Genomic DNA, 11,952 nt, shown 5'->3' on the forward strand with positions numbered 1-11,952 from the left:
AGTAAATATGACAAAGAATGAAAATGTAATATTGACTGCTCGCGATATTGTCGTGGAATTTGATGTTCGCGACCGAGTTTTAACAGCCATTCGCGGAGTCTCTCTGGACTTGATTGAAGGTGAAGTGCTGGCTATTGTTGGTGAATCAGGTTCAGGAAAGTCTGTATTAACAAAGACCTTTACTGGTATGTTAGAAGAAAACGGCCGTGTAGCTAAAGGAACCATTGACTACCGCGGCAAAGATTTGACAACTCTTCGTAGTAATAAGGACTGGGAGCCAATTCGTGGTGCAAAAATTGCGACTATCTTCCAAGATCCGATGACGAGCTTGGATCCCATTAATACGATTGGAAGCCAGATTACAGAAGTCATTATCAAGCACCAGGGAAAATCAGCCAAAGAAGCTAAAAAAATGGCCATTGATTACATGAGCAAGGTCGGGATTCCAGATGCGGAAAAACGTTTCGAAGAATATCCTTTCCAATACTCGGGTGGTATGCGTCAGCGGATTGTTATTGCTATTGCTTTGGCTTGCCGTCCTGATATTCTTATCTGTGATGAGCCGACAACAGCCCTCGATGTAACGATTCAAGCGCAGATTATTGACTTGCTCAAATCCTTGCAGCAAGAATATCATTTCACAACTATCTTTATTACGCACGACCTTGGTGTTGTGGCTAGTATTGCAGATAAGGTTGCGGTCATGTATGCCGGTGAAATTGTAGAATACGGTACAGTTGAAGAAATCTTCTATGAGCCAAAACATCCTTATACATGGAGTTTGCTATCCAGCTTGCCTCAGTTGGCAGATGCGAATGGTGCGCTCTACTCGATTCCTGGTACTCCGCCGTCACTTTATTCACCAATCAAAGGGGATGCCTTTGCTTTGCGGTCTGACTATGCCATGTCTATTGACTTTGAAGAAGAAGCACCGGCTTTCAAGGTCTCAGATACTCATTGGGCAAAGACTTGGTTGCTACACGAAGATGCGCCTAAGGTTGATAAACCAGAGATTATCGAAAACCTACATGAAAAAATTCGTTCAAAAATGGGCTTCAATCAATTAGAAGCTTAGGAGGAAGGAAATGACTGAAAAATTAGTTGAAATTAAAGATTTAGAAATTTCCTTCGGCGAAGGAAGTAAGAAATTTGTAGCAGTAAAAAACGCAAATTTCTTCATCAATAAGGGAGAAACTTTCTCTCTTGTAGGAGAATCAGGCTCTGGTAAGACTACTATTGGTCGAGCTATTATTGGCCTTAATGATACCAGTGCAGGCGATATCTTCTATGAAGGCAAAAAGATTAATGGGAAAAAGTCAAAAGCGGAAGAAGCAGACTTGATTCGCAAGATTCAGATGATTTTCCAAGACCCGGCAGCTAGCCTGAATGAACGTGCAACGGTTGACTATATCATATCTGAGGGTCTCTATAATTACCATTTGTTTGATAGTGAAGAAGACCGGCAAAGAAAAGTCAAAAATATCATCAATGAAGTTGGCTTGTTGGCTGAGCATTTAACTCGCTATCCTCACGAATTCTCTGGTGGACAGCGTCAACGGATTGGGATTGCTCGTGCTTTGGTCATGCAACCAGACTTCGTGATTGCTGATGAGCCGATTTCCGCCTTGGACGTATCTGTCCGAGCACAGGTCTTGAATCTTTTGAAAAAATTTCAAAAAGAGTTGGGCTTGACATATCTGTTTATTGCCCATGACCTTTCGGTAGTTCGTTTTATTTCTGATCGGATCGCCGTGATTTACAAAGGTGTCATTGTAGAAGTGGCAGAGACAGAAGAACTGTTCAACCATCCTGTTCATCCTTACACACAATCCTTGCTCTCGGCTGTTCCAATACCAGACCCAATCTTGGAGCGTAAAAAAGTGTTGAAGGTCTATGATCCTGAACAACACGATTATTCTGTTGATAAACCAGAAATGGCTGAGATTCGTCCGGGACACTACGTCTGGGCTAATAAAGCTGAACTCGAAAAGTATAAACAAGAACAAGAATAGAAAAAATGTCCGAAAGGGCATTTTTTCGCCTTTAAAAGAAAGAATGTAGGTCAATTTACCAACCTCAAAGGTATGTAAAATAATTCACCAATTTAAAAATAATAATTTTTTAAAAAAATTGGAAAAAGGTATTGACAGGGTGAGGGTATAGGTGATATACTAATATAGTTGTCGCGAAAGACAAAGCCCTTTGAAAACTGAACAAGACGAACCAAGTGCAGGGTGACATAGAGATATGTAACCTGTCAAAAAACGAAAATAAATCTGTCAGTGGACAGTAATGAGTGCGAACTCAAACTTTTTAATGAGAGTTTGATCCTGGCTCAGGACGAACGCTGGCGGCGTGCCTAATACATGCAAGTAGAACGCTGAAGAGAGGAGCTTGCTCTTCTTGGATGAGTTGCGAACGGGTGAGTAACGCGTAGGTAACCTGCCTGGTAGCGGGGGATAACTATTGGAAACGATAGCTAATACCGCATGAAATTCATTGTCGCATGATAATTAATTGAAAGATGCAACTGCATCACTACCAGATGGACCTGCGTTGTATTAGCTAGTTGGTGAGGTAACGGCTCACCAAGGCGACGATACATAGCCGACCTGAGAGGGTGATCGGCCACACTGGGACTGAGACACGGCCCAGACTCCTACGGGAGGCAGCAGTAGGGAATCTTCGGCAATGGGGGGAACCCTGACCGAGCAACGCCGCGTGAGTGAAGAAGGTTTTCGGATCGTAAAGCTCTGTTGTAAGAGAAGAACGGGTGTGAGAGTGGAAAGTTCACACTGTGACGGTATCTTACCAGAAAGGGACGGCTAACTACGTGCCAGCAGCCGCGGTAATACGTAGGTCCCGAGCGTTGTCCGGATTTATTGGGCGTAAAGCGAGCGCAGGCGGTTAGATAAGTCTGAAGTTAAAGGCTGTGGCTTAACCATAGTATGCTTTGGAAACTGTTTAACTTGAGTGCAGAAGGGGAGAGTGGAATTCCATGTGTAGCGGTGAAATGCGTAGATATATGGAGGAACACCGGTGGCGAAAGCGGCTCTCTGGTCTGTAACTGACGCTGAGGCTCGAAAGCGTGGGGAGCAAACAGGATTAGATACCCTGGTAGTCCACGCCGTAAACGATGAGTGCTAGGTGTTAGGCCCTTTCCGGGGCTTAGTGCCGCAGCTAACGCATTAAGCACTCCGCCTGGGGAGTACGACCGCAAGGTTGAAACTCAAAGGAATTGACGGGGGCCCGCACAAGCGGTGGAGCATGTGGTTTAATTCGAAGCAACGCGAAGAACCTTACCAGGTCTTGACATCCCGATGCCCGCTCTAGAGATAGAGTTTTACTTCGGTACATCGGTGACAGGTGGTGCATGGTTGTCGTCAGCTCGTGTCGTGAGATGTTGGGTTAAGTCCCGCAACGAGCGCAACCCCTATTGTTAGTTGCCATCATTCAGTTGGGCACTCTAGCGAGACTGCCGGTAATAAACCGGAGGAAGGTGGGGATGACGTCAAATCATCATGCCCCTTATGACCTGGGCTACACACGTGCTACAATGGCTGGTACAACGAGTCGCAAGCCGGTGACGGCAAGCTAATCTCTGAAAGCCAGTCTCAGTTCGGATTGTAGGCTGCAACTCGCCTACATGAAGTCGGAATCGCTAGTAATCGCGGATCAGCACGCCGCGGTGAATACGTTCCCGGGCCTTGTACACACCGCCCGTCACACCACGAGAGTTTGTAACACCCGAAGTCGGTGAGGTAACCGTAAGGAGCCAGCCGCCTAAGGTGGGATAGATGATTGGGGTGAAGTCGTAACAAGGTAGCCGTATCGGAAGGTGCGGCTGGATCACCTCCTTTCTAAGGAGTCCGTAAGGACACACGGAATGCACTTGAGTCTTGTTTAGTTTTGAGAGGGCTATGTGGGGCCTTAGCTCAGCTGGGAGAGCGCCTGCTTTGCACGCAGGAGGTCAGCGGTTCGATCCCGCTAGGCTCCATTATCTAGTTTGACTAGATAAAGAACTTGTCCATTGAAAATTGAATACCGATATCAAATAGTAACAAGAAAATAAACCGAAAACGCTGTGAATATTAATGAGTTTAAGACTGAAAGGTCAAAAATAAGGTTAAGTTAGTAAGGGCGCACGGTGGATGCCTTGGCACTAGGAGCCGATGAAGGACGTGACAAACGACGAAATGCCTCGGGGAGCTGTAAGTAAGCACTTGATCCGGGGATGTCCGAATGGGGGAACCCAACAGGTTGATGCCTGTTACCCATTTCTGTTAAGGGAATGAGGAGGAAGACGCAGTGAACTGAAACATCTAAGTAGCTGCAGGAAGAGAAAGCAAAAGCGATTGCCTTAGTAGCGGCGAGCGAAGAGGCAGGAGGGCAAACCGAAGAGTTTACTCTTCGGGGTTGTAGGACTGCAATGTGGACTCAGAATTTATAGAAGAATGACTTGGGAAAGTCAGCCAAAGAGAGTAAGAGCCTCGTATTTTAAATAGATTCTGTACCTAGCAGTATCCTGAGTACGGCGGGACACGTGAAATCCCGTCGGAATCTGGGAGGACCATCTCCCAACCCTAAATACTCCCTAGTGACCGATAGTGAACCAGTACCGTGAGGGAAAGGTGAAAAGCACCCCGGGAGGGGAGTGAAATAGAACCTGAAACCGTGTGCCTACAACAAGTTCGAGCCCGTTAATGGGTGAGAGCGTGCCTTTTGTAGAATGAACCGGCGAGTTACGTTATGATGCGAGGTTAAGTTGAAGAGACGGAGCCGTAGGGAAACCGAGTCTGAATAGGGCGCTTTAGTATCATGATGTAGACCCGAAACCATGTGACCTACCCATGAGCAGGTTGAAGGTGCGGTAAAACGCACTGGAGGACCGAACCAGGGCACGTTGAAAAGTGCTTGGATGACTTGTGGGTAGCGGAGAAATTCCAAACGAACTTGGAGATAGCTGGTTCTCTCCGAAATAGCTTTAGGGCTAGCGTCGACATGAAGATTCTTGGAGGTAGAGCACTGTTTGGGTGAGGGGTCCATCCCGGATTACCAATCTCAGATAAACTCCGAATGCCAATGAATTATGGTCGGCAGTCAGACTGCGAGTGCTAAGATCCGTAGTCGAAAGGGAAACAGCCCAGACCACCAGCTAAGGTCCCAAAATAATTGTTAAGTGGAAAAGGATGTGGGGTTGCACAGACAACTAGGATGTTAGCTTAGAAGCAGCTATTCATTCAAAGAGTGCGTAATAGCTCACTAGTCGAGTGACCCTGCGCCGAAAATGTACCGGGGCTAAAACAATTTACCGAAGCTGTGGATACCTTTTATAGGTATGGTAGGAGAGCGTTCTATGTGTGGAGAAGGTGTACCGTGAGGAGCGCTGGAACGCATAGAAGTGAGAATGCCGGTATGAGTAGCGCAAGACAGGTGAGAATCCTGTCCACCGTAAGACTAAGGTTTCCAGGGGAAGGCTCGTCCGCCCTGGGTTAGTCGGGACCTAAGGAGAGACCGAAAGGTGTATCCGATGGCCAACAGGTTGAGATTCCTGTACTAGAGTATGAAGTGATGGAGGGACGCAGTAGGCTAACTCGTGCGTACGAATGGATGTACGTCTAAGCAGTGAGGCGTGGTATGAGTCAAATGCTTATACCTGTAACGTTGAGCTGTGATGGGGAGCGAAGTTTAGTAGCGAGTGAGTGATGTCACACTGCCAAGAAAAGCTTCTAGCGTTGTATCATACTCTACCCGTACCGCAAACCGACACAGGTAGTCGAGGCGAGTAGCCTCAGGTGAGCGAGAGAACTCTCGTTAAGGAACTCGGCAAAATGACCCCGTAACTTCGGGAGAAGGGGTGCTGACTTTTGTCAGCCGCAGTGAATAGGCCCAAGCAACTGTTTATCAAAAACACAGCTCTCTGCTAAATCGTAAGATGATGTATAGGGGGTGACGCCTGCCCGGTGCTGGAAGGTTAAGAGGAGTGCTTAGCGGTAACGCGAAGGTATGAATTGAAGCCCCAGTAAACGGCGGCCGTAACTATAACGGTCCTAAGGTAGCGAAATTCCTTGTCGGGTAAGTTCCGACCCGCACGAAAGGCGTAATGATTTGGGCACTGTCTCAACGAGAGACTCGGTGAAATTTTAGTACCTGTGAAGATGCAGGTTACCCGCGACAGGACGGAAAGACCCCATGGAGCTTTACTGCAGTTTGATATTGAGTGTCTGTGCCACATGTACAGGATAGGTAGGAGCCTATGAAATCGGGACGCCAGTTTCGATGGAGGCGTTGTTGGGATACTACCCTTGTGTTATGGCCACTCTAACCCGGTAGGTTTATCATCTACGGAGACAGTGTCTGACGGGCAGTTTGACTGGGGCGGTCGCCTCCTAAAAGGTAACGGAGGCGCCCAAAGGTTCCCTCAGACTGGTTGGAAATCAGTCGCAGAGTGTAAAGGTATAAGGGAGCTTGACTGCGAGAGCTACAACTCGAGCAGGGACGAAAGTCGGGCTTAGTGATCCGGTGGTTCCGCATGGAAGGGCCATCGCTCAACGGATAAAAGCTACCCTGGGGATAACAGGCTTATCTCCCCCAAGAGTTCACATCGACGGGGAGGTTTGGCACCTCGATGTCGGCTCGTCGCATCCTGGGGCTGTAGTCGGTCCCAAGGGTTGGGCTGTTCGCCCATTAAAGCGGCACGCGAGCTGGGTTCAGAACGTCGTGAGACAGTTCGGTCCCTATCCGTCGCGGGCGTAGGAAATTTGAGAGGATCTGCTCCTAGTACGAGAGGACCAGAGTGGACTTACCGCTGGTGTACCAGTTGTTCTGCCAAGAGCATCGCTGGGTAGCTATGTAGGGAAGGGATAAACGCTGAAAGCATCTAAGTGTGAAACCCACCTCAAGATGAGATTTCCCATAACGCAAGTTAGTAAGAGCCCTGAGAGAAGATCAGGTTGATAGGTTAGAAGTGGAAGTGTGGTGACACATGGAGCGGACTAATACTAATCGCTCGAGGACTTATCCTAGAATAAGAAATTCATCAGAGTGCAGCGAATGGTTTAGAGAAATGTTAGATTTGATATTGTATTCAATTTTGAGTTGACAAGGCTTGTCTGAGAGGACAGAGCAGTTAATTCAATAGTTAAGTGACGATAGCCTAGGAGATACACCTGTACCCATGCCGAACACAGCAGTTAAGCCCTAGAACGCCGGAAGTAGTTGGGGGTTGCCCCCTGTGAGATATGGTAGTCGCTTAGCAGTTATCCGCCATAGCTCAGTTGGTAGTAGCGCATGACTGTTAATCATGATGTCGTAGGTTCGAGTCCTACTGGCGGAGTTTGAAAGAGGTTTTACCTCTTTTTTTGTACTTTTTGGTATTATTTACATTGGTATTATTTACAATGGGAGATAATTCTATGATTGTGAGTAGTAGTGTTAAAAGCTATTGTTTTTCAGATAGTCTGTGAATTAAATGACAGTATTTAGCACTTAAATCAAAAAGGCAGAAGTTAGTGCGTAACTAACTTCTGCCTTTTTCGATTATCGAGTGATTGTATGATAAAGATGCTTCTGAGGTTTGCATTTATGATTCTGTATTGACTTCAAAGAAGGCTCTGTATAAAGCACGAATGGCAGCTTTTTCTTGATTTTTTTCAACAACAAACATGATGGATACTTCGCTTGAGCCTTGGGACATCATTTGAATGTTGATATTGTTTTCTGAAAGAGCTTTGGTTGCAGTAGCTGTTACACCAATATGACTTTTCATTTTTTCACCAACAATCATGATAATAGAAAGGTCGTGTTCAATTTCTGCATGATCAACCTCTGCTTTTTGGACAAGTTGTCGAAGGATCTCTTCCTCTTTGATAGGAGTTAATTCGCGCTCGCGCAAGATAATGGAAAGGTCATCAATTCCTGTAGGCATGTGCTCCCAACCAATATTCAGGTCTTCTAGAATTTGAAGGACACGTCTACCAAAGCCGATTTCTCTGTTCATCAGGTACTTGGACATGTTAATGCTGACAAATCCTGCATCTCCAGCAATGCCAACGACAGGAAGATGGTCTTTACTGTGTTTATGAACAATTTGTGTTCCAGGATGTTCTGGATTGTTGGTATTTTTAATAACCAGCGGAATTTTGCCACGGTAAGCTGGAAGCAGAGCTTCATCATGGAGAACTGTAAAGCCTGCATAAGCTAATTCACGCATTTCCCGATAGGTTAGCTCAGGAATGGAATGTGGTTTGTGAACGATGCCAGGATGGGCGGCAAAGATTCCGTCAACATCAGTAAAGTTCTCATAAACATCTGCTTTGACTCCCGCAGCAATGATAGAGCCCGTAATATCAGAACCCCCGCGAGAGAAAGTGCAGATTTGTCCATCTTGAGTTACACCAAAGAAACCAGGAATAACTAGAACTTCATCAGAATTGTTGAGTTCTTCAATCTTATCATAGCTGGAAGGGAGAATTCGAGCATTACCTGGCTCACTGGAAACGACGAGTCCTGCTTCTCTCGGATGTACATAGCTAGCTGGAACGCCATTTTGACTGAAATAAGCTGCAATTAATTTGGCGTTGTTGTTTTCTCCTGCAGCAAGAAAAGTATCATAAAGAAATGCATTATCTTCAATTGGCAAAGTAGCAAGGCTTGTGATGCTTTTGGAAATTTTCTCCAGAACTTTTGGTTTCAAACCAAGTTCTGCCACCATATCTGCATAGCGATTGATAATCCACTGTTGATTTGGTGTGACATCATTTCCTGCTATGTACTCTCGGTAGTATTTAATCAGAGCATCGGTTACTTTGATATCGTCATCGTGGCGTTTTCCTGGCGCTGATACTACAACAAACCGACGTTCAGGATCAGATTTGACAATATTCAAAACTTTTTCTAATTGAGTCGCAGAAGCCAGTGAACTTCCGCCAAATTTTACAACTTTCATAGGTTCTCCTATCTTATTTTAAAAATTATAACAAAATTCTGAAAATTATTCAAACGCTGTTTTTATACTATTTTTATCCATAATATTGCTTTTACACTTTAAATTTGAAGACCATCTAATTTTTCCCATTTTTTATTTCCTTTCTTTTATATTTTATGATAAAATATAAGTTGTGTATAATTTGAATATCAAATTATTTAAGAATAAAACAAAACGGCTGATTTGAAATCGGGTCGGGAATGGAGCTGAAATGACATTTAATGGAATTCTCTATCACGTAGCAGATGAGGTAGCAACGATTACTTTTAATCGCCCTGAAGTTTCAAATGGCTTTAATATTCCTATGTGCGAGGAAATTTTAGAGGCTATTGAACTTGCTGCTAAGGATGAGTCCGTCAAATTTTTAGTTATCAATGCTAATGGCAAGGTTTTTTCAGTGGGTGGGGATTTGGCTGAGATGCAGAGAGCTGTCAGTGATGATGATGTCCAATCCTTGGTGAAAATCGCGGAACTGGTGAATGATATTTCCTTTGCTATGAAGCGTTTGCCTAAGCCGGTTATCATGAGTGTTGATGGCCCTGTTGCTGGTGCAGCTGCTAATATGGTCGTTGCAGCAGATTTCTGCATTGCCACTGAAAAATCCCGTTTCATTCAGGCGTTTGTTGGGGTTGGTCTGGCGCCAGATGCTGGCGGTCTTTACTTACTGACTCGTGCTATCGGGGTGACTAGGGCGACCCATCTGGTTATGACTGGGGAAGCTCTGACTGCAGAGAAAGCTCTGGATTACGGCTTGCTTTATAAAGTCTGTGAAGCAGAAAAGTTGGAAAAAACAACGGAACAGTTGCTGAAGAAGCTGAAACGTGGCTCTCTAAATTCTTACAGAGCCATGAAAGAAATGGTCTGGAAGAGTCTGTTCAGCGGCTGGTCTGAGTATGCTGAGCTAGAGTTGGAACTGCAGAAATCGCTGGCTTTCACAGAAGATTTCAAAGAGGGAGTTCGGGCACACTCTGAGAAGCGTCGTCCAAATTTCACAGGTAAATAATATATTGGTTCAAGGTTGCTTAATTTGTAAGTTGTTTACGAAAATATTTGAAAATCAAATTAATTTTCAAAAAAGCTTGCAAATTACTTTTCTATCTGATAAAATTTGATTGTCAAAGTATTTTCTTAAGGAGGGTTGGTTTTGAATTTTCAGTTAGTAAATGATTACTTAACGTCTATTTTCAATAATGTCTTGGTTATTGAAGAATCGAGCCTAAGAAGCAGTCGCTTCAACGACGTCTCCATTAAGGAAATGCATACGATAGATGTCATCGGTACAACCCCAAATGCTACTCCAAGTGATATATCACGAGAATTGATGGTTACTTTGGGAACTGTTACGACTAGTTTGAATAATCTGGAGCGTAAGGGTTATATTGAGCGGCGTCGGTCGGAAGTTGACCGTCGTGTGGTGCATCTGAATTTGACAAAGAATGGACGGCTTTTGTATCGTCTTCACAAGCGATTCCACAACCGCATGGTCATGCAGGTAGTGGATGGGATGAGTCCAGAAGAGAGACAAGTGATGCAAAAGGGCCTGCAAAATTTATATAGTTTCCTAGAGGATTTGAAATAATGAACTATGCTAAGATTAGCCAGGTGGCTCATTATGCTCCCCGTCAGGTTGTCAGCAATGATGATCTAGCCGAGATTATGGATACCAGTGATGAGTGGATTTCAAGTCGAACTGGGATTAAAAAACGCCATTTATCGTCAGATGAAACGACCAGTGATTTAGCTACAAAAGTAGCAAAGAATTTGCTGCAAAAGTCAGGAATTTCTGCTCAGGACCTGGACTTTATCATTGTTGCCACTATTACGCCGGATTCTTTAATGCCTTCAACGGCTGCGAGAGTACAGGCAAACATCGGTGCTAACAATGCCTTTGCCTTTGATTTGACAGCGGCCTGCAGTGGCTTTATCTTTGCCCTATCTACTGGGGAAAAGTTTATTTCTTCAGGTCGTTATCAAAAGGGTTTAGTCATAGGAAGTGAAACTCTCTCTAAGACGGTAGATTGGTCGGATCGTTCAACAGCGGTTCTCTTTGGAGATGGTGCTGGCGGTGTACTGTTGGAAAGTGCTTCAGAACAGCATTTTTTGGCAGAAAGTCAGTTTACAGACGGATCTCGCGGAGATAGTCTGACCTGCGGAAAAATCGGTTTGTCTTCCCCTTTTTCTGAAAAGGGTGAGAATCAGCCTTTTCTGACAATGGACGGTAGAGCTATTTTCGACTTTGCTATTCGTGATGTTGCTCGTTCTATCAGGGAAACCATTGAAAGCAGTCAGCTTTCAGCGGAAGATTTGGATTTTCTGTTGCTGCATCAGGCCAATATCCGTATTTTGGATAAAATGGCTAAGAAGCTTGGTGTTGCGCGGGAGAAACTTCCAGCCAACATGATGGAATACGGCAATACTAGCGCTGCTAGCATCCCGATTTTATTATCTGAGTGTGTGGAGCAAGGACTGATCAAACTGAACGGAAATCAGACAATTTTGATGTCAGGTTTCGGTGGAGGTTTGACATGGGGCACGCTTATTGTTACAATTTAGTTAATCAAGTGGAAACACATGATAAAAAATATTTTATTTTTAAAGGAGTCTATCCATGGCAGTATTTGAAAAAGTACAAGAAATTATCGTTGAAGAACTTGGTAAAGAGCCATCAGAAGTTACTCTTGAGTCAACTTTTGATGATCTTGAAGCAGATTCATTGGACTTGTTCCAAGTGATTTCAGAAATTGAAGATGCATTTGACATCCAAATCGAAACTGAAGAAGGTTTGAACACAGTTGGTGATTTGGTTGCTTATGTAGAAGAAAAAACTAAATAAGCAAGTAACTGAGAGTATCGAAAGATATTCTCTCTTGTTTAGGTAATAGTTTGACTGTCAAAGTAAAGAAAATACATCTAGCGTGTGGTAGTTTGAGATCAAGCTATTACTTAAGCAATGATAAAAGGAAGGT

7 protein-coding genes, 2 tRNA genes and 3 rRNA genes are annotated in these 11,952 nt (G+C 44.5%); 11 read left to right on the forward strand and 1 reads right to left on the reverse strand.

What is annotated here, in order from left to right; all coding sequences use genetic code 11:
- The first annotated feature begins 7 nt into the window (after nucleotides 1-7).
- The 7 genes from J1C81_RS02295 to J1C81_RS02325 all read left to right on the forward strand — a co-directional run bounded on the left by J1C81_RS02295 (nucleotide 8) and on the right by J1C81_RS02325 (nucleotide 7,336).
- The gene (locus tag J1C81_RS02295; RefSeq protein WP_002901221.1) at nucleotides 8-1,075 is read left to right on the forward strand and encodes an ABC transporter ATP-binding protein; all 1,068 of its coding nucleotides are present in this window, start codon (nucleotides 8-10) and stop codon (nucleotides 1,073-1,075) included.
- A gap of 10 nt (nucleotides 1,076-1,085) precedes the next feature.
- On the forward strand, nucleotides 1,086-2,012 hold the full coding sequence (locus tag J1C81_RS02300) for an ATP-binding cassette domain-containing protein (protein ID WP_002916385.1): 927 nt from the start codon (nucleotides 1,086-1,088) through the stop codon (nucleotides 2,010-2,012).
- Between the two features lie 300 nt (nucleotides 2,013-2,312).
- Nucleotides 2,313-3,860 (forward strand): 16S ribosomal RNA (locus tag J1C81_RS02305).
- A gap of 64 nt (nucleotides 3,861-3,924) precedes the next feature.
- Nucleotides 3,925-3,997 (forward strand) — tRNA-Ala (locus J1C81_RS02310).
- 127 nt (nucleotides 3,998-4,124) lie between these two features.
- A 23S ribosomal RNA gene (locus J1C81_RS02315) occupies nucleotides 4,125-7,025 on the forward strand.
- Between the two features lie 116 nt (nucleotides 7,026-7,141).
- A 5S ribosomal RNA gene (rrf, locus tag J1C81_RS02320) occupies nucleotides 7,142-7,257 on the forward strand.
- The 16S, 23S and 5S rRNA genes sit together here with 2 tRNA genes alongside, the layout of an rRNA operon.
- Nucleotides 7,258-7,262: 5 nt before the next feature.
- A tRNA-Asn gene (locus J1C81_RS02325) sits at nucleotides 7,263-7,336 on the forward strand.
- 246 nt (nucleotides 7,337-7,582) lie between these two features.
- Here J1C81_RS02325 and J1C81_RS02330 read toward each other — a convergent pair.
- Nucleotides 7,583-8,947 (reverse strand): aspartate kinase, encoded by a 1,365-nt coding sequence (locus J1C81_RS02330; protein ID WP_002916384.1) that lies wholly within the window; start codon nucleotides 8,945-8,947, stop codon nucleotides 7,583-7,585.
- A gap of 250 nt (nucleotides 8,948-9,197) precedes the next feature.
- Here J1C81_RS02330 and J1C81_RS02335 point away from each other — a divergent pair, with 250 nt between their 5' ends.
- The 4 genes from J1C81_RS02335 (at nucleotide 9,198) to J1C81_RS02350 (ending at nucleotide 11,819) form a co-directional block, all read left to right on the forward strand.
- Entirely contained in the window at nucleotides 9,198-9,989 is a 792-nt protein-coding gene (locus tag J1C81_RS02335) for an enoyl-CoA hydratase (protein ID WP_002901188.1), read from the forward strand.
- A 141-nt stretch (nucleotides 9,990-10,130) separates the two neighbouring features.
- Entirely contained in the window at nucleotides 10,131-10,565 is a 435-nt protein-coding gene (locus J1C81_RS02340; protein WP_002901186.1) for a fatty acid biosynthesis transcriptional regulator FabT, read from the forward strand.
- Nucleotides 10,565-11,539, forward strand: coding sequence for a beta-ketoacyl-ACP synthase III (locus J1C81_RS02345; RefSeq protein ID WP_002916382.1), 975 nt, complete (start codon nucleotides 10,565-10,567; stop codon nucleotides 11,537-11,539). Before J1C81_RS02340 ends, J1C81_RS02345 begins: the two co-directional genes overlap by 1 nt.
- Before the next feature lie 55 nt (nucleotides 11,540-11,594).
- Nucleotides 11,595-11,819 carry an acyl carrier protein gene (locus J1C81_RS02350; RefSeq protein WP_002893611.1) on the forward strand — a complete coding sequence of 75 codons (225 nt, stop codon included), beginning with the start codon at nucleotides 11,595-11,597 and terminating at the stop codon, nucleotides 11,817-11,819.
- Nucleotides 11,820-11,952 lie beyond the last annotated feature (133 nt).

The sequence above is a fragment of the Streptococcus sanguinis genome, from assembly GCF_050225395.1.
Taxonomy (GTDB): domain Bacteria; phylum Bacillota; class Bacilli; order Lactobacillales; family Streptococcaceae; genus Streptococcus.

Bases quoted from the DNA above. Each gene is read 5' to 3' on its own strand.
- J1C81_RS02335 (WP_002901188.1), top strand. From the start codon at position 9,198: ATGACATTTAATGGAATTCTCTATCACGTAGCAGATGAGGTAGCAACG.
- J1C81_RS02330 (WP_002916384.1), bottom strand. From the start codon at position 8,947: ATGAAAGTTGTAAAATTTGGCGGAAGTTCACTGGCTTCTGCGACTCAA.
- J1C81_RS02295 (WP_002901221.1), top strand. From the start codon at position 8: ATGACAAAGAATGAAAATGTAATATTGACTGCTCGCGATATTGTCGTG.
- J1C81_RS02300 (WP_002916385.1), top strand. From the start codon at position 1,086: ATGACTGAAAAATTAGTTGAAATTAAAGATTTAGAAATTTCCTTCGGC.
- J1C81_RS02350 (WP_002893611.1), top strand. From the start codon at position 11,595: ATGGCAGTATTTGAAAAAGTACAAGAAATTATCGTTGAAGAACTTGGT.
- J1C81_RS02345 (WP_002916382.1), top strand. From the start codon at position 10,565: ATGAACTATGCTAAGATTAGCCAGGTGGCTCATTATGCTCCCCGTCAG.